The following is a 17,473-nucleotide window of genomic DNA, read 5'->3' on the forward strand; positions in this document are numbered from 1 at the left end:
CGGTGCTGACCGGCGCCGTGCGCCGATCAGGCAGACGCAGTCTGAATGATCGGTGTGCGGTGTCCGGTCCAGTACCTTGTTCTGGCGCCAGAGGCGCCGGGACAAGGTGCTGGACGAAGTCAGCGCCGCGATTCACGGCGGCGGAGCCGCCGTGAACAAGTTAATCTGTGGTTTCCGTTTATCTTTCATGCACACTTATTTAACGGGATAACATGAAAATTTTGAAGGTTATGCAGATCTGAATAGTGCCCTTTTAAATTCAACCTTATTTGGGATTAACCTCATTTTTATTTTCAGTCTTCCGGCATGGCCTAAAAATCAATGGAACCCGGGGTTCTGGGAAAGGCAATCACATCCCGGATATTGGAAATTCCGGTAATCATCATTAAAAACCGCTCAAACCCCATGCCAAAGCCTGCGTGGGGCACGGTGCCGAACCGGCGGGAATCCAGGTACCACCAGTAGGGATCTTTATCAAGACCAATCTCATCCATCCGCGCGTCCAACACGTTTAAGCGCTCCTCGCGCTGACTGCCCCCGATGAGTTCGCCGATGCCCGGAACCAGAAGATCCATGGCAGCTACGGTTTGGCCGTCATCGTTCATGCGCATGTAAAAGGGTTTGATCTGTCTTGGATAATCAGTAAGAAATACTGGTCTCTTAAAATGTTCTTCAGCCAGAAACCGCTCGTGTTCAGACTGCAGGTCAATGCCGTACTCAACCGGATATTCAAATGTTTTGCCACATTTTTTCAAAATGTCCACGGCGTCACTGTAAGAGAGCCGGGCAAAGGGTTTACTGATGAGTGTTTCCAGCTGCTGGCCCAGGTTTTTGTCCACAAAATGCATGAACAGGTCCAGATCCTCTTTGCAGTGTTCCATGGCATGGCTGACCAAATATTTAACCAGTTCTTCGGCATGGTCCATATCGCCCTCAAGATCACAAAAGGCCATTTCCGGTTCCAGCATCCAGAATTCTGCGGCATGGCGCCGGGTATTGGAATTTTCCGCCCTGAAGGTTGGGCTAAATGTATAGACATCACCCAGGGCAAGGGCAAACATTTCGGCAGAGAGCTGTCCGGATACGGTGAGATTGGCCTCCTGGCCGAAAAAATCCCTGGAAAAATCCATTTTCCCCTGTTTTTGAACATCAGCCGGATCAAGGGCGGTGACCCGGAACATCTCTCCTGCACCCTCGCAGTCAGAGCCTGTGATCAACGGGGAGTGAAGATAATGAAATCCCTTGTCCAGATAAAAGGTATGAATGGCCTGGGCCATCCGGGATCTGATCCTGAAAGCGGCACCGTATTTGTTGGTCCGGGGCCGAAGGTGGGCAATGCTGCGCAAAAACTCGTCGGTATGCCGCTTTTTCTGCAACGGATAAGTTTCCGGCGCAATGCTGATCACATCCACGGCCGTGGCCTGGATTTCCCATTTCTGGCCCTTGCCGGGCGATGCCGCCAGCTGACCGGTTACCCCGGCGGCAGAACCTGTGGTCAGTTTTTCCACCTGGTCGTATTCAGCCAGGCCGTTTCCGGCAATCACCTGGATATTGGCCAGACACGAACCGTCATTGAGTTCAATAAAACTAAAATCCTTTGCGTCCCTTTTTGTCCGGACCCATCCCTGTACAAAAACCTCACCCGGTGAGGCAGCCATATCCAGTACAGCCTTTATCTTGGTTCTTTTCATTGCAATTTCCGTTTTGAAAATATATAGTTACTGATTTTTAAATAGGTAAAGTAAAGGTTAGAATATAAAGAAATTCAGTATCATGCATGATAAAAATTATCAATACATCCTTAACCGGGTCCAGACCCCGACCCGGTATTCCGGCAATGAAATCAACACAGTGAAAAAAGACCTGTCCCAGGTTGATCTAACCTTTGCCCTGGCCTTTCCGGACCTGTATGAAATCGGCACATCCCACTTTGGACTTCAAATTCTTTATTCCATTCTGAACAACCGGGAAGATATTGCAGCAGAACGATTCTTTGCCCCGGCCCCGGACATGGAAGCCCTCATGCGGGAAAAAAAGGTGCCCTGCCTTTCCATGGAGACCCGAACCCCCCTGGATCAATTTGATATCATCGGCGTCAGTCTTTTATATGAACTCAATTTCACCAATATTCTGACCCTGTTTGATCTGTCCGGTATCCCCTTTTACGCGGATCAGCGGGATGATACCTTTCCCCTGATCATTGCCGGCGGCCCCTGCGCCTTTAATCCCGAGCCCTTGGCTGATTTTTTCGATGCCTTTGTCATCGGGGACGGAGAACAGGTTATTACCCGGGTGGCAGATGCCGTGATTGCGTTCAAAAAACAGGGCGACGGCAAAAAAAAGACATTGCTCAGGATACTTTCCCGGATTGAGGGCGTATATGTACCATCCTTTTTTACCGTTTCCAGGGATGGTGAAGGCCACCAGGTTCTGACCCCGCTGTATGAGGACCACTCCCTTATCAGGCGGGCCATCCTGACGGAACTGACCGTTGAAGATTTTCCCATTTCACCGATTGTGCCCTTTGGAAAACCGGTCCATGACCGTCTGCGCCTGGAAATCGCCCGGGGATGTTCCAGGGGCTGCCGATTCTGCCAGGCGGGAATGATTTACAGGCCTGTGCGGGAACGAAGCCTGGAAGATCTTCTTAAAATCACCCAAACATCTCTGGCAAACACGGGCTACTCGGATATCTCCCTGCTCTCTTTGAGCACCGGAGATTATTCGCAACTGCCGACACTCATAGAAGAACTTCTGTTGCTGAGCCAGGGCCAGTGCAATGCCATCAGCCTGCCGTCCATCCGGGCGGAAAAACTGACACCCCAGCTCATGGAACTGATCAAAAGTGTCCGTAAAACCGGTTTTACCATTGCGCCCGAGGCCGGAACCCAGCGCCTGCGAGACATCATCAACAAGAACCTCACCGAAGAGAGCATTGCAAAAACCGTTGAAAACGCCCTCTCCCTGGGCTGGAAAAACATCAAGCTGTACTTTATGACAGGCCTTCCCTTTGAACAGATGGATGATATCCAGGGGATTGCAGATCTTTCCCAGCGCCTGGCTTCCAAATACACCAAAGGAAAGCAGATGATCAACGTATCGGTTACCTGCTTTATACCCAAAGCCCACACCCCATTCCAACGCCATGCCCAGATGACCCTGGAGCAAACCCGTGAAAAACTGCAGTACCTGAAGGACAATCTGCGGCATCCCAAGGTCAATCTGAAATGGCAGGACCCCAAAATGAGCCTTCTGGAAGGGGTCTGGGCCAGGGGAGACCGGGCCCTGTCGCCTTTACTGGTCAAGGCATTTGAACTGGGATGCCGCCTGGACGGGTGGAGTGACCGTTTCAATTTCAGCCTGTGGGAACAGGCCTTTGAAGCCACAGGCATTGATCCTGCCTTTTATACCTCCCGCCAAAGAACCCCGAGCGAACCCCTGCCCTGGGACCACATTGATTCCGGCATTAAAAAAGCGTTCCTGGAAAACGAATTAAAAAAAGCCGAACAGATGGCCCTGACACCGGACTGCCGGGAGAACGCCTGCACCGGGTGCGGCATTTGCGACTTTAAAACCATTGCCCCTGTGGTTCAAGAAAATAATGCGGCTCAGAACGCGCTTTCAGATAAAAGCCCGGATAAAAGGATAGGCGCGCAACCGGCCCGCCTGCCGGACGATGCGTTTATCAAATATGAATTGAAATTTTCCAAACTGGGAGACGCCAGATTTTTCGGCCACCTGGAAATGGCGACCATTTTCGAACGGGCCGTCAAGCGCACAGGTTTTGCCGTAAAATACTCCAAGGGGTTTAATCCGTCCATGCGTATGTCCTTTGCAACCGCCCTGCCTTTAGGCATGGAAAGCGAGGAGGAAAGCCTTTACCTCTATCTTGAAAAAGGATTGAAGCCCCACAGAATCATCTCCGTCCTGAACACCCAACTACCCCGGGGCATTGAGATTACAGACTGCACGCTTTTTCGTAAATCACCGCACCCCCCCATACCCGGGGACACCTATGAGATCTCCTTTGAAGCGCCCTGTATCCGTCAGCCCGACCTGGACCGGTTTCTGGCCCTGTCTGAATTTATGGTTGAAGATATCAGCAAAAAGGGTAAAATTCGAAAAACAGATTTGCGAAAAGCGCTTTCATCCGTACGGCTGATATCCCCTATCCGCCTTGAAATGACGCTGACATCCTATAATGAACGAATCGTGAGGCCTGCAGAAATTCTGGCCGGGGGGTTTGGTGTTGATGATACAGTTGTACAGGATGCAAGAATAAAGAAATTGAAGGGTTAACTTAAGTAGACCATAAGGATTTGTTATGCTCAAAGAGCTTGTTGTCAATTGTGCTCCCCATGAAACCCGGGTCGCCCTGCTGGAAGACGGGAGCATTGTCGAAGTTTTTAATGAACGCAGGGATGACACAAGTATTTCAGGAAACATCTACAAAGGCAGAGTCCAGCGGGTACTGCCGGGTATGCAGGCTGCGTTTGTGGATATCGGATTTGACCAGGCTGCATTTCTCTATGTGGATGATGTACTGGATTCCGCCAGTCTTAAGCTGTGCAGACAGCTGGAACAGGACACGGATGCCGAAGAACGGGATGATGGACTGGTGGTTGATGAGATAGACGAAGAATCCGACTCCTGGAAAGCACCCGCACCGGAGTGCGCCATCCAGGGGCTTCTTGTGGAAGGCCAGGAAATTCTGGTCCAGGTGGCAAAATCATCCATCGGGTCCAAGGGGCCACGGGTCACCACCCATATTTCCCTGGCCGGCAGATATATGGTGCTCATGCCCACGGTGGATCACATAGGCATTTCCAAGCGAATTACGGATGAAACAGAACGAACCCGGCTGCGGGAAATGCTCAAAGGGCTGCGTAAAAATAATTTCGGCTATATTTTCAGAACCCAGGCCAAGGACATTGATGAAGCCACATTGTCAAAAGAGATCGAATTTTTAAACAATACCTGGCACGATATCCAGGAACGAAGCCGAACCATATCGGCCACCGCCCTGGTTTACAAAGATCTTAATGCCACATTCCGGGCTGTCAGGGATCTTCTGGCCAATGAAGCGGACAAACTGATCATTGATTCAAAAAGTGAATATGAACGCGTTCAGAATTTTCTGAAAAAACTGATGCCCGATCTCAACCTTTCCGTTGAACTTTATCAGGGAAAGGAATCCATTTTTGACGCGTACAATATTGAAGGGGATATCACCCGGGCACTGAAAAAAAAAGTCTGGCTCAAATCAGGCGGGTATATTGTCATTGAGCAGACCGAAGCGCTGGTGGCCATTGACGTGAACACCGGACGGTATGTAGGCAAACGCAACTTTGATGAAACCGTCCTGAAAACCAACCTGGAAGCAGTCAAGGAGATTGCCTACCAGATCCGGCTGCGCAATATCGGCGGCATCATTATCATTGACTTCATTGACATGCGTAAAACCGCCCACAAGGACAAGGTCATGGCCCAGATGCACGAAGCCATGAAAAAAGATAAAAGCCAGACAAATATTCTCCCCCTTACGGAACTTGGTCTGGTTCAGATGACGCGCAAACGCACCCGCCGCAATCTGACCCGGACCCTTTGTGAACCCTGTTTTTACTGTAATGGAAACGGCTACCTGCTGTCGGGCAAATCCATCTGCTACAAAATTTACAGGGATCTGGCCGCCGAAGCCAAGGATATGATGGGCAACAGGTTTACGGTAAAAGTACATCCGGAAATTGCCCAACTTTTCCACGGCAGTGAAAACCATCTACGGGTTTCCCTGGAATCAACATTTTCAAAACCGATTTTCATTTACCCGGAACCCCATTACCATATTGAGGAATACCATATATTTGAGTCCCTTTCCCCTAACCCTTCAAAAGAAGAAGATATGCCATAGGGACGATTCAATAGCACCCTCCAGCCCTTATTTTTCTATTTGATTTTTAAAAACCAACGTCTGTTTGATTGACATTAATGAATATATGGATTAGTATTCCATGTTTATTGTAGTTTATGCAACTGATATATTGACAATTAATAACAAGACAGGACAAGGAACAAGAATTTTATGAAACGCACTTATCAGCCAAGCAACCGGAAAAGAACCAGAAAACACGGATTCCTGAAAAGAATGTCCACCCCGGGCGGCAAACGTGTCATTAATGCCAGGCGGGCCAAGGGAAGAAAAAGACTGACCACAGCTTAAATCTTTCAGGGGTGTATTGAGTAACTTTTCTTTACCCAAAGATGCTCGGCTCCGGAAACGGGCCGAATTTTTAACGCTTTCACAACATGGCAGAAAGATACGAACCAGTTATTTTATAGCTGCTGTTTCAAAGGGAACAGAAAAAAACAATCGAATTGGAATTACCGTATCTAAAAAAGTGGGGAATGCAGTCGCGCGCAACAGAATAAAAAGGCTTGTAAGAGAATATTTCAGACACAGGAAAAATTTTGTATCCGGAACAAACGACATCAGCATAATTGCAAGAAAAGGTCTGACAGCACTGTCCAATAAACGGATTAATGAAAAGCTTAATAAACTTTTTGAAAAAATTGCATCGACATAAATGAGCAGGCCGATGTTATCCATATTGATCAGGTTTTATCAGATTTTTATATCGCCGCTCCTTGGCACCCATTGCAGGTATGTGCCATCATGTTCGCACTATGCCCTGGAAGCGATCCAAAAATATGGCAGTATAAAAGGCAGCATTTTAGCAATAAAAAGAATATTGCGTTGCCACCCGTTCCGACCTGGCGGTTATGATCCGGTTCCTTAAAATAGCTTTAAAAACAACCTGTTAAGCGTCACCTGCTTCCTCTTCTTTACAGTTTTGAAACAACCCCTTGTTTTTAGGAGAGAAGATGGATGAGCAAAAACGATTATTCTTAGCTGTGGCTCTGTCAGTTGTAGTCCTTTTCGGCTATCAGTTTTTTTTCGCACCCGCACCCCAGCCTGATAATCAAAACCAGGAAGCTCCGTTACAGACTATGGATTCGCCTGTATCCGATTCCGCCAAGGTTTCGAACGTCACCCCGGAGGCAGTACCCGCACCTGTCCCGGGAAACCAGGCGGGCTTACGGGACTTTCGTACCATTACGGTGTCCACCCCCTACTACACCATTGGCGTCAGTGAGCATAAAGCTGCGGTAACAAGCCTGACCCTGAATGATTACAGGGAAACCAATGATGAGGGCTCTCCTGCAAAACAACTGGTAACCAAGGAAGTGGCCGATCTTACCGGGGGTATTTTTTCAATTAATACCGCCCAGGGCAGTATCAGGGGGCTGGCCGATGCTGTTTTCTCATCCGATGCGGACAGCAAGGATATTTCCCTGAACCAGGGGGAAAAAAATATTACCTTTTCCTGGACAAACCCGGACGGTATTACCGTAAAAAAAGTGCTGACCTTCAAGGCAGACTCCTACCTTATCCATTGTAACATCATTGTTCAGAATGGTTCGGACATACCGGTCAACGACGCCATCAGCATCAGTGTTCCAGGTCATTTCGATGAAGAGGTAAACCAACGCTCCCGATTCGCATTTGAAGGACCGGTAGCCTATCTTGACAACAAGTTTACCACCATCAAGCCCAAGGACATTGAAGACAAGGACACTTATTCGGGTGTTGTGGGCTGGGTCGGTTACACCACCCGTTATTTCCTGACGGCAGTGATGCCGGACACCCCGGAGACATCCACCCTGAAGCTCTCCTTTGCCAATGACGTTGTAACCAACCGACTGGTTTCCCAAATGCCCAGATTGGATCCGGATAAACAAAACCAGTTGTCCTTTACCCTGTATATGGGCCCCAAAAGCCATAAAATTTTAAGCCAGTATGACAATCTTTTAAAAAAATCCGTTAATTTCGGTTTTTTTGATATTCTGGCCACGCCGCTGCTCATTGCCATGAACTTTATCCATGACATTCTCCCCAATTACGGGGTGGCCATCATTCTTCTGACCATCTTCATTAAACTGATTTTCTGGCCCCTGGGCACCAAAAGCTACAAGTCCATGAATGAGATGAAAAAAGTACAGCCTTTAATGATGCAAATCCGGGAAAAGTACAAAAACGACAAGCAACGCATGAATCAGGAGATCATGGGATTGTACAAAACATACAAGGTCAACCCGGCTTCCGGGTGCCTGCCGCTGCTGGTACAGATGCCCATTTTCTTTGCCCTGTACCGAATGCTCTACATGGCCATTGAGTTGCGCCACGCACCATTTGTGGGATGGATTCAGGATCTGTCCGGTCCGGACCGCCTGTTTCACTTTAATTTTTCCATCCCTTTCATGGACGCCCCTTACGGTATTCCTGTGCTGACGCTTCTCATGGGCGCATCATTCCTGCTCCAGCAGAAAATGACACCCACGGCCGGAGACCCCATGCAGGCAAAAATGATGATGCTTATGCCCATATTCATGACGGTTCTGTTTATCAACTTTCCGGCAGGGCTGGTTCTGTACATGTTTGTCAACAACATCATTTCAATGGGCCAGCAGTATTACACACAAAAGATCTTAGCCTAAGGAGGACGCATGAACCAACCTCTTGAATTTACCGGAAAGAATGTCACATCAGCCGTTGAGGCGGCATGCAGGCAGCTTAACATCCCCAAAAAAGAATTAAAATACAATGTGATCTCAACGGGAACAACCGGTATTTTCGGTATCGTCGGCCGCAAAGACGCCCGGATCCGTGTGACGGTTCCGACCCAAAAGGTACAGCCATCAAAGGAAGACAAAGAAGGCATTCTTTCCATTGTGGATGAGGCCTTTGGCCAGAGCGATCCCAAACCGAAACCCAAACAATCCCCCCCCCCTGCAACCCAAAAGCGGGCACCGAAACCAACGCCGTCAAAAGAAAAAGAACCGCAAGAGACACCGGAGAGTCTCGATAAAGAAATTCAGAATCCGGAGAACGAGCCGCGAATTGAAGATACTGAGTCGCTACTTGAAGATGATGAGCTGCTATTTGAAGATGATGAGCCGCTACTTGAAGATGATGAAGATACCGGCCGGTGGGATGCCAGCCCGACACCCAGGCCTGAAAAGCCGAACAAAGAGGAACTGCCCCCGGAGCCAGTCTCCCAGGCATCCATTGACCTAGGTGTTAAAACAGTACAAAAAATGGTAGACCTGATCACCGAAGATGCACATGTTGAAGCCATAACCGAGGAGAACAAACTCACCCTTCAAATCAGCGGTGGAAATACCGGCATTCTGATTGGGCGCAAGGGACAGACCCTCGACGCCATGCAGTTTCTTGCGGATAAAATCATCAACCGCGAGAGCGAAGCCCGTGTCAGGGTTAAAGTTGATATTGAAGGCTATATGGAAACCCGGAAGGCAAATCTAAAGCACCTGGCCTTAAAAATGGCGGAAAAGGCCAAAAAAACCGGACGGCCTGCCACCATTAACCAGATGAGTGCCCAGGATCGCCGGATTGTCCACCTTGCCCTAAAGGAAGATGACCAGGTCCGCACCCAGAGCATGGGAGACGGGTACTACAGACGTCTGGTTATTTTCCCCAAAAAACGCAACTCCTACAAAGGGAAAAAGCGGTTCAAAAAGTAAATGACAGATACAATTGCGGCAATAGCCACCCCGTTTGGAAGCGGCGGCATCGGTGTCATTCGGATTTCAGGACCCACGTCCTTTGATCTGGCTGCTAAAATTTTTTCAAAGACGCCGGCCCATGGGGAAAAAAAGGCACCGCAATTTATATCCCACAGGGTAAGCCACGGCTTTATATGCGACGGAGATACCACGGTTGACGAAGTGCTTGTCATCCCCATGAAAGCCCCGCGTTCCTATACGGCCGAGGATGTTGTGGAGATCCAGGCCCACTCCGGCACCATTGTTCTTCGGCGTATATTAGATCTGCTGTTCAGTCTTGGGGCACGCCCTGCAGAACCCGGAGAATTTACCCGGCGAGCCTTTTTAAACGGCCGTATTGACCTGACCCAGGCCGAAGCTGTGGCAGAGATCATTAATGCCCGGTCAGACTCATCCCTTAAATTTGCCGCCTCCCAGAACCTTGGTGTGCTGCGCCAAAGTATCCGGGATATGATATCTGTTTTGACCCAGTTTCTGGCCCGACTTGAGGCTGCCATTGATTTTCCCGATGAGGCAGGCGCGTTTTCCTACACCATTGAGGACAAAACCACCCTTCAATCCGTTGCAGACAAGATTGAGAGTCTTATCCAACAACATAAGGACGCCTGTTTTTTAAAAACCGGCATACGCCTGGCCATCTGCGGGGAGCCCAATGTTGGAAAATCCAGCATCATGAACCGGATTCTGGAAAAGGAAAAATCCATTGTCACGGCCATTCCCGGTACCACCCGGGACCCCATTGAAGACAACCTGACTATTGAGGGTATTCCCTTTGTTATTGTTGATACGGCGGGCATCCACCAGACAGATGATCTTGTGGAGATCATCGGCATTGAAAAGGCCAGGGATCAGATAGATGCTGCGGATATTATCCTGTATGTGATTGAACCCGGAAAACCCTTTCCGGGAAAAACCGTATCAAAGATTCTTCCGGAAGATAAGCCGATCATTTTTGCCATCAATAAAATGGACCTGGCTGATAAACTTGATCTTCCCCAACTGCCCGAAAAATATGCAGACCCTTCCCCCATCGAGGTTTCTGCGCTCACAGGAAAAGGCATAAACACACTGAGAACAAAACTTCTGGAGACCTGCATCGGCAATCTGGAAATTGGAAATGATGCGGTCATTCCCAATCTGAGGCATAAAAACGCCCTGGTCCAGGCCCTTGGGCATATGACAACGATGATGGAAGGGCTTGAAAACGGTCAGGAGGAAGAGACCCTGGCGCTGGATGTTAAGAATTGTATTGACGATCTCGGAACAATTACCGGAGATACCGCATCTTTGGACATCCTTGATGCTGTTTTCAATAATTTTTGCATTGGTAAGTAAAGGTATACCCATGGACTTAGATAAACATTTTGTAAAATACGAAGCGATTGTCAGCATGATTGACCAGGTCTTTGACCGGGTTAAAAAGGAGTTTCCCAAAGAGGTGTTCTGCAGGGAAAAATGCTCGGACTGCTGCTATGCCATTTTTGATCTGACACTGATTGAGGCGCTGTATCTGAATCACAAATTTAATGAAAAATTTTCAGGCAATGAAAAGGCCGATCTGCTTGCCATTGCCGATAAAACAGACCGTGCTTTGGTCAAAATGAAGCGAGAGGCATACAAAAAAGTCAGGGAAGGAGTTGACCAGCTTGAAATTGTGGGAAAAATGTCCCAGGAACGGGTCCGCTGTCCCCTTCTGGGGGAAAACAATCTGTGCCTGATGTACGAGTATCGCCCTATTACCTGTCGGGTATACGGGATTCCTACCTCCACGGCAGGCGCTTCCCACATCTGTGGCCGGACCAATTTTGTCCAGGGTAAGGCCTATCCCACCCTGAACATGGACAAAATATACACCCAGCTCCAGCTTTTGTCTGCCGAACTGGTAAGAGATATTAATTCAACCAACATCCGGATGCATGAACTGCTTATTCCCGTATCCATGGCCATGGTTACCCTGTTTAACGATGAATTTCTTGGAGTAAAAAAAGATGGCTGAGACATACTTCTCGCCCGAAGAAATTGAAGAAAGAAAAAAAGCCATTTTCGATGCCATGGGAAAACGAGGCCAGCGGCAGATAATGAAAACAGGCTATGACAAATGGGACCCGTTTCAGGAACCCAAAGATCCTATTGACATCCGCAAGGATAAAACCAAACGAACCTCCCAGGAGCTGATCCGTGAGTTTCTCACAGCCATTGATGCGGATGATTATTCCAACAGCTATGCCCAGGGCGCCCTTGAAATGTGCATTGGCATCATAAATGACGAGGAGAAAATCAGGGGCATGTTTGATTTTGCCCAATGGTATACAAAACTGCTTGTAAAAGAGGGACATGACCCTCTTTAACCGGGAGCGAGCCCTGGGCATTCTCAATGATGCCACGGTACGCCTCACCGCCAGGGCTTATATCCGTGAAATCAGCCGGGAATTTTCCCTGACACCATTCCAGGCAAAAAAAGTGCTTACATCCCTTGTTCAGAGCCAGGATGTTGCCTACCAGGATTTGTATGGGTCCACCTATGTCATGGAAAGCTTTTCAAAACCGGTCCGGATCACGGACCGTTTTTTTATTCTGCCCCCTGATATTGAAAGCATTGCAGGCCCCAATGATATAGATATCCGCATAATCGCCGGCATCTCCTTTGGTACCGGGCATCACCCCACCACCCGGCTTTGCCTGGCCGCCCTGGACAGACTTTTTTTTTCAACCGGGTCGTCAGATCATCTTCAAGGCCGTAAGGCAGGAGATATCGGCACAGGTTCAGGGGTGCTTGCCATTGCCGCCTGCCTTGCAGGCATGTCCCGTTGCACGGCCTGGGAAACAGACCCCAATGCCGTCAGCGAAGCCTGCCGGAATGTTGCAGCCAACGGCCTTGAAAACCGGATAAACGTCATACACGACATCATGACGCCCCGGGATTTAAGCCTCTCCCTTGTTATGGCCAATTTAAGAATTCCCACCCTTAAACAGATTGCATCTGATATTTGTTCAATTCTGGTGCCCGGCGGATACCTGATTCTTTCAGGGGTGAGGGACTGGGAAATGGACGACTTAAAAACTTATTACAGCGCCATGGGATTTTCCATAGACTGGGAACGAGAAGAAAAGATGTGGGGAGCCCTAACCCTGACAAAAAAAGAATAAAGAAACCCATGCGGCCTGCCATTCAAATTCTTGTAACCGTGCTTCTGGCCTTAAGCGTATCCCAGGCCAGGTGTGATGTTTACAGCTGGATCGACGAAAACGGCATCCGGCACTTTTCCAATGTCAGCTCTCCTTATGATAAAACAGCGACGCAAATACCGGAATCCGTCAGTTCCACCATAGATAAATCCAATTTTACGGTCATAAAAGTTTTTGACGGGGATACGGTTCAGGTTCAGGGGGAGTATCTTGAATTTCGAATCCGCATGGTGGCCATTGACACCCCGGAGACCGGCGGGTCAAAAAAGAAGGGGCAGCCCTATTCCCAACAGGCAAAAAAGTTTTTAGAACAACTCATTCAGGGAAAAAAAGTCCGGTTGAAACAATACGGTACCGGCGGGTACAACCGGATTCTGGCGGAAATTTTTTCCCAGGACGTGAACATTAATCTGGCCATGGTCCGCCATGGCCTTGCCGAAGTTTACCGGGGTAAATTACCTAAAACGCTTGATCCCGCCCCTTACAGGAAAGCTGAAGCTGATGCAAGGCGCAGAAGAGCGGGTATCTGGTCACAGGGGAAGGCGTACAAGAGTCCAAAAACATGGCGGAAAGAAAACCCCTGGTAGCGCCCATCCCAAAACAGCCTTTTTGCCAGGCTCAATGAACTTTTGCCAGGCTCAATGATTGTGCATTCTCATCCCTATGCACCTTTATCAGTCCCGGCATAACCGTATTGCGTCCGTTGAATTTTGCTTTATAAAGCATGGAATCGGCATCTTCAACCAATTTCATGATATCGGCATCGCCCCCCAACTGAGCCACGCCAAAACTGGCAGTCACGCGTATGGTACGATTATTAAACGGGATACGCAATGCGGAAATCTTTTGTCTGAGTCTGTCTGCAAGTTCAATGGCATGGATTTTATCGGTTTCCGACAGGATGGCGATAAATTCTTCACCGCCGTACCTGGCAAAAATATCCTCTGTACGTATATTCCGGCGAACCAGACCACTGACTTCCTTTAACACCTCATCGCCGCCTAAGTGGCCGTAAGTATCGTTTAAAGATTTAAAATGATCCAGGTCAAACATAACAACAGACAATGGTTTTTTGTGCCGGTCGGCAGCGGCTGCATGGCCTATGAGCTGGGCATCAAAAGCCCTGCGATTATAGCAGCCGGTTAAAGGATCAATGGTGGCGGCATCTTTGAGCTGCTCGATCTTAATCTGCCTTGAAAGGGCTACGCTGCAGCCCTGGAGAACAATGCGGACCACATCATCATGGAATGCGGAGATGGGCCTGCAGGGCATCATATAAAGCCGTGAATAACAATTTTCTTCTTTATGGTCGTAATGCACCAGGGAATCCAGATTGAATTTTTCCAGGCATGCCTCCCGGTCTTTATGCGTATTAAGATAGGTGAGATCCTTGGCGTCCTTAATCTGGAAATCTCTTATGATAATATCTTCTATGGAGCGTTTATACATTCTGGGATCCAGCCACACATCCACTCCGGCATTCTTTTTATTCACAAAGGCAAAGAGCCTGTACCCAAGAATACCTTTCAGGCAGTCCGCCACTTCAGTTATAATTTCTGCGGGAGATGTTTTTCCATTCAGAGCCACAATATGGCGGGCCAGTTTGTTCTGTGCATCGGCCCTATTCAGGGAAGATCCGAATACCAGGCCGAAAACAGCTGATAATCGATGGCTCAATCTATCAAGATTTTTACTCATGGCCCTTCCTTTTTTATAAAATTAAATTTTATATTTTTTGCCTTTTTGTAAATATTAAAATTATAAAAAGCAACAAGCATGCCAGACACGCTTAAACAAAAACATTCAATTAAATTTCAATACATTACGCCAAATTTGCATTTAACATAAATCCAACAAACAGGAAAAACTTGCAGGGTTCTGCGTCACTGTTCTGTCATCCCCCGCCAAAGGAGTGACGCCGGAAGAGACCTTTAATTTCAAAAGAAGATTTTCTTGTTATCTGTTGGCTTTTTGAGTTATATGAAAAGCCTAATACGCCTTAACTATTTAAAAATAAATAATTGAAACAAGCCCGGATTAATGCCGCCTTCCGAAAAAAACAACACAACTCTGAATTTCCCCAGATGCATGAAATTCTTACATAAAATTACCGGACTTCTGCAAATTTGGGCTGCTTTGTTTATCTTTCTCGCTCTGTTGATTCTTTTTCTGCCCGCCCAGACAGGCAAGCCCCTTTGCCTGATTTTCTTCATGCTCAACGGATCATTTATTATCCTGCTGCTTTCATGGGTAAAAAGCATTAAACTAGTTATGAAAGAAACCGGATTGATCGTATCTAATTCAAAGGATTTGATGTGGGCCATGGATTCTCGACTGAATGCCACATTTATTTGCGGAGATCCGGAACATATATCGGGTAAAAACGCCATGGCTCTTCTAAATAAACCGTTGGCGTCCATCTTACCCGAAGATGCAAGGGATCGCTTTAATACCCTTATCGGTGAGAACCAACCCTTTTCCATGGAGTGCCTCATTTCCAAAGGTGAAAATTCGACACTGCCTGTAGAGATCCTGGCCGAGCCTATCCAGGGATCCGGGCAGGATACATTCCATGGGATCATACGGGATATATCAGATGAAAAAAAATTGCAGGCCCTTAAAAAAGAACTTAACAGCTCAAAAAAACTAAAGAACCTAGGAGATCTTGCAGGCAGTGTTGCCCATGATCTGAACAACAGCCTGGCAGGCATTGCCACTTATCCTGAAATACTTCTTATGGACGACACCCTGTCCCCCAAAATCCGAGCAAGCCTTGATATTATTAAAGAGTCCGGCCAAAACGCCTCTGCCGTGGTCAGTGACCTCTTAACCATTTCCAGAGGGATCAGAGAGGAATGCCAGCTCCTGAATATCAATACGATTATCAAGCGGTTCATGGCTGCCCCAGAGTTTGAAAAAATAAAAACGGCATACGGAAAGGTGGATATTGAGATGCACCTTGAACCTGAACTTTTAACCATATCCGGCTCCTATAGACATATTGAAAAAAGCATTATGCATCTTGTGATCAATGCGCTTGAAGAGACTGCGGCAACGGCAGGCCGCGGCAACGGCACAATCGTCCTGTCAACAGCCAACCATTATGTGGACAGTGAGAAAGACGGGTACACGCAACAGAATCTGTCCCCGGGCGAATATGTGATGCTTGAAGTGCTGGACGCCGGAAAAGGGATACCTGAAGATTGCCTGAATAAAATCTTTGATCCCTTTTTCACCAAAAAGAAGATGGGAAGGTCCGGCAGTGGTCTTGGCCTGACCCTAGTAAAAAACACGGTTCTCGACCACCAAGGAGAAATCTTTGTTGCCTCTGATGAAAACGGAACAAAGTTCACACTGCTGTTTCCTGCCCTTCGCTCGGAGCTGCCTATGACAAGTCAACCCACCTCCATTGAGGAGATCAGAGGAAAGGGAGAAACCCTTCTGGTTGTGGATGACCTGGCAAGCCAGCGTAAAATTGCACAAACCATCCTTAAAAATTTAGGGTACAAGGTGTTTAGCGTTGCCGACGGGATTCAGGCCCTTGATTTCATCATGCAGACCCCTGTGGATCTACTGATTTTAGATATGGTCATGGCCCCCTCCATTTCCGGACTCGAGACCTACAAACGGATCAAAAAAATCCGACCGTCCCAGAAAGCCATTCTTGCAAGTGGACATTCGGAATCAGAAGATGTATTAAAAGCCCTGTCTATAGGAGCAGGGGCCTTTGTTAAAAAACCCTATACCATATTGGATATGGGCATTGCCGTAAAAGAGGAACTTAACAGATGATGGATATTTTAAAAACAAAAGCGGAGATGCAGGCCTGGTCTGCTGCAAAAAAAAGAGAGGGAAAGACCATCAGTTTTGTACCCACCATGGGATACCTTCACAAAGGACATGTTTCGCTGCTTGAAATAGGCAAACCGTTGAGTGATGAGCTGGTCCTGAGCATTTTTGTCAATCCTACCCAGTTTGGCCCCAATGAAGACCTGGACGCCTATCCCAGCAATATTCGCAATGACCTGGATCTGGCACAGCAGGCAGGCGTAACAGCTGTTTTCCTTCCGGATAAAAACGAAATGTACGGGCCAAACTACCAGACCCGTGTCTCTCTGGACCATCTTCCCCAGTACCTGTGCGGCCGGTCCCGCCCTGTCCATTTCGGGGGAGTGGCCACGGTGGTGACCAAACTGTTCAACATTGTCATGCCTGATGTGGCGATTTTCGGAAAAAAAGACTTCCAGCAGCTTGCCATCATCAGACAGATGGTGAAGGACCTGGATTTCAATATCCAGATCATCGGCGGGGAGATCATCAGGGAAGAAGACGGGTTGGCCATGAGCTCCAGAAATGCCTATCTTACGCCGGAGCAGCGGACTTCCGCCGTCTGCCTTTCCAAAGCCATCCGCCTTTTAAAACAAAGGGTTGCCAAGGGTATCCGGTCTGTTCCGGATCTTGTCAGGGAGATGGAAGCCTTTATACTCTCATTTGAGCACACCCGGATTGATTACATTGAATTGTGCAATCCCCGGACCCTTGAGCCGGTGGAAACCGTCCAGGCAGAAACGCTTGTGGCCCTGGCCGTACAGGTCGGAAAATCAAGGCTGATTGACAATGCCCTTATTGAGCCGACCTGATCTTT

The 17,473-nt window shown here is 48.1% G+C and carries 16 protein-coding genes; 14 read left to right on the forward strand and 2 right to left on the reverse strand.

Annotated elements, in window-relative coordinates; translation table 11 throughout:
- Positions 1 to 311: 311 nt before the first annotated feature.
- Entirely contained in the window at positions 312 to 1,691 is a 1,380-nt protein-coding gene (gene asnS, locus B3D59_RS03485; RefSeq protein WP_286817718.1) for an asparagine--tRNA ligase, read from the reverse strand.
- A gap of 82 nt (positions 1,692 to 1,773) precedes the next feature.
- Between asnS and B3D59_RS03490 the strand changes: the two genes are divergently transcribed.
- The 12 genes from B3D59_RS03490 to B3D59_RS03545 all read left to right on the forward strand — a co-directional run bounded on the left by B3D59_RS03490 (position 1,774) and on the right by B3D59_RS03545 (position 13,415).
- On the forward strand, positions 1,774 to 4,299 hold the full coding sequence (locus B3D59_RS03490) for a TIGR03960 family B12-binding radical SAM protein (RefSeq protein WP_286817720.1): 2,526 nt from the start codon (positions 1,774 to 1,776) through the stop codon (positions 4,297 to 4,299).
- A 25-nt stretch (positions 4,300 to 4,324) separates the two neighbouring features.
- The gene (locus tag B3D59_RS03495) at positions 4,325 to 5,908 is read left to right on the forward strand and encodes an Rne/Rng family ribonuclease (protein ID WP_286817721.1); all 1,584 of its coding nucleotides are present in this window, start codon (positions 4,325 to 4,327) and stop codon (positions 5,906 to 5,908) included.
- Between the two features lie 171 nt (positions 5,909 to 6,079).
- Positions 6,080 to 6,217 (forward strand): 50S ribosomal protein L34, encoded by a 138-nt coding sequence (gene rpmH / locus B3D59_RS03500; RefSeq protein ID WP_276999839.1) that lies wholly within the window; start codon positions 6,080 to 6,082, stop codon positions 6,215 to 6,217.
- 16 nt (positions 6,218 to 6,233) lie between these two features.
- The gene (rnpA, locus tag B3D59_RS03505; RefSeq protein ID WP_286817722.1) at positions 6,234 to 6,581 is read left to right on the forward strand and encodes a ribonuclease P protein component; all 348 of its coding nucleotides are present in this window, start codon (positions 6,234 to 6,236) and stop codon (positions 6,579 to 6,581) included.
- The gene (gene yidD / locus B3D59_RS03510; protein ID WP_286817723.1) at positions 6,582 to 6,794 is read left to right on the forward strand and encodes a membrane protein insertion efficiency factor YidD; all 213 of its coding nucleotides are present in this window, start codon (positions 6,582 to 6,584) and stop codon (positions 6,792 to 6,794) included. It begins immediately after the preceding gene.
- An 85-nt stretch (positions 6,795 to 6,879) separates the two neighbouring features.
- Positions 6,880 to 8,553, forward strand: coding sequence for a membrane protein insertase YidC (yidC, locus tag B3D59_RS03515; protein WP_286817725.1), 1,674 nt, complete (start codon positions 6,880 to 6,882; stop codon positions 8,551 to 8,553).
- 9 nt (positions 8,554 to 8,562) lie between these two features.
- Positions 8,563 to 9,600, forward strand: a complete 1,038-nt coding sequence (jag, locus tag B3D59_RS03520; protein WP_286817726.1) for an RNA-binding cell elongation regulator Jag/EloR — start codon at positions 8,563 to 8,565, stop codon at positions 9,598 to 9,600.
- On the forward strand, positions 9,601 to 10,977 hold the full coding sequence (gene mnmE, locus B3D59_RS03525; protein WP_286817727.1) for a tRNA uridine-5-carboxymethylaminomethyl(34) synthesis GTPase MnmE: 1,377 nt from the start codon (positions 9,601 to 9,603) through the stop codon (positions 10,975 to 10,977).
- A gap of 10 nt (positions 10,978 to 10,987) precedes the next feature.
- Positions 10,988 to 11,638 (forward strand): YkgJ family cysteine cluster protein, encoded by a 651-nt coding sequence (locus B3D59_RS03530; protein WP_286817728.1) that lies wholly within the window; start codon positions 10,988 to 10,990, stop codon positions 11,636 to 11,638.
- Positions 11,631 to 11,990: a hypothetical protein gene (locus B3D59_RS03535; RefSeq protein ID WP_286817729.1), complete on the forward strand. Its 360-nt coding sequence runs from the start codon at positions 11,631 to 11,633 to the stop codon at positions 11,988 to 11,990. The genes B3D59_RS03530 and B3D59_RS03535 overlap by 8 nt, the downstream gene beginning before the upstream one ends.
- Entirely contained in the window at positions 11,977 to 12,789 is an 813-nt protein-coding gene (locus B3D59_RS03540) for a 50S ribosomal protein L11 methyltransferase (RefSeq protein WP_286817730.1), read from the forward strand. The genes B3D59_RS03535 and B3D59_RS03540 overlap by 14 nt, the downstream gene beginning before the upstream one ends.
- Positions 12,790 to 12,797: 8 nt before the next feature.
- Positions 12,798 to 13,415, forward strand: a complete 618-nt coding sequence (locus B3D59_RS03545; protein ID WP_286817731.1) for a thermonuclease family protein — start codon at positions 12,798 to 12,800, stop codon at positions 13,413 to 13,415.
- A 31-nt stretch (positions 13,416 to 13,446) separates the two neighbouring features.
- Here the strand turns inward: B3D59_RS03545 and B3D59_RS03550 are convergent, their stop codons facing one another.
- Positions 13,447 to 14,526, reverse strand: coding sequence for a GGDEF domain-containing protein (locus tag B3D59_RS03550; protein ID WP_286817732.1), 1,080 nt, complete (start codon positions 14,524 to 14,526; stop codon positions 13,447 to 13,449).
- A gap of 390 nt (positions 14,527 to 14,916) precedes the next feature.
- On the opposite strand from B3D59_RS03550, the gene B3D59_RS03555 reads away from it, so the two are divergent.
- On the forward strand, positions 14,917 to 16,620 hold the full coding sequence (locus B3D59_RS03555; RefSeq protein ID WP_286817733.1) for a hybrid sensor histidine kinase/response regulator: 1,704 nt from the start codon (positions 14,917 to 14,919) through the stop codon (positions 16,618 to 16,620).
- On the forward strand, positions 16,620 to 17,468 hold the full coding sequence (gene panC, locus B3D59_RS03560) for a pantoate--beta-alanine ligase (RefSeq protein WP_286817747.1): 849 nt from the start codon (positions 16,620 to 16,622) through the stop codon (positions 17,466 to 17,468). Before B3D59_RS03555 ends, panC begins: the two co-directional genes overlap by 1 nt.
- Positions 17,469 to 17,473 lie beyond the last annotated feature (5 nt).

This window comes from Desulfobacter sp. UBA2225, assembly GCF_002348205.1.
In the GTDB taxonomy this organism is placed as follows: domain Bacteria; phylum Desulfobacterota; class Desulfobacteria; order Desulfobacterales; family Desulfobacteraceae; genus Desulfobacter; species Desulfobacter postgatei.

Excerpts from the sequence above, each read along its gene's own strand:
- asnS (WP_286817718.1), bottom strand. The coding sequence starts at position 1,691 with ATGAAAAGAACCAAGATAAAGGCTGTACTGGATATGGCTGCCTCACCG.
- B3D59_RS03555 (WP_286817733.1), top strand. The coding sequence starts at position 14,917 with ATGAAATTCTTACATAAAATTACCGGACTTCTGCAAATTTGGGCTGCT.
- B3D59_RS03535 (WP_286817729.1), top strand. The coding sequence starts at position 11,631 with ATGGCTGAGACATACTTCTCGCCCGAAGAAATTGAAGAAAGAAAAAAA.
- B3D59_RS03530 (WP_286817728.1), top strand. The coding sequence starts at position 10,988 with ATGGACTTAGATAAACATTTTGTAAAATACGAAGCGATTGTCAGCATG.
- B3D59_RS03550 (WP_286817732.1), bottom strand. The coding sequence starts at position 14,526 with ATGAGTAAAAATCTTGATAGATTGAGCCATCGATTATCAGCTGTTTTC.
- B3D59_RS03490 (WP_286817720.1), top strand. The coding sequence starts at position 1,774 with ATGCATGATAAAAATTATCAATACATCCTTAACCGGGTCCAGACCCCG.
- yidD (WP_286817723.1), top strand. The coding sequence starts at position 6,582 with ATGAGCAGGCCGATGTTATCCATATTGATCAGGTTTTATCAGATTTTT.
- B3D59_RS03540 (WP_286817730.1), top strand. The coding sequence starts at position 11,977 with ATGACCCTCTTTAACCGGGAGCGAGCCCTGGGCATTCTCAATGATGCC.
- panC (WP_286817747.1), top strand. The coding sequence starts at position 16,620 with ATGGATATTTTAAAAACAAAAGCGGAGATGCAGGCCTGGTCTGCTGCA.
- rpmH (WP_276999839.1), top strand. The coding sequence starts at position 6,080 with ATGAAACGCACTTATCAGCCAAGCAACCGGAAAAGAACCAGAAAACAC.
- B3D59_RS03545 (WP_286817731.1), top strand. The coding sequence starts at position 12,798 with ATGCGGCCTGCCATTCAAATTCTTGTAACCGTGCTTCTGGCCTTAAGC.
- yidC (WP_286817725.1), top strand. The coding sequence starts at position 6,880 with ATGGATGAGCAAAAACGATTATTCTTAGCTGTGGCTCTGTCAGTTGTA.
- jag (WP_286817726.1), top strand. The coding sequence starts at position 8,563 with ATGAACCAACCTCTTGAATTTACCGGAAAGAATGTCACATCAGCCGTT.
- B3D59_RS03495 (WP_286817721.1), top strand. The coding sequence starts at position 4,325 with ATGCTCAAAGAGCTTGTTGTCAATTGTGCTCCCCATGAAACCCGGGTC.
- mnmE (WP_286817727.1), top strand. The coding sequence starts at position 9,601 with ATGACAGATACAATTGCGGCAATAGCCACCCCGTTTGGAAGCGGCGGC.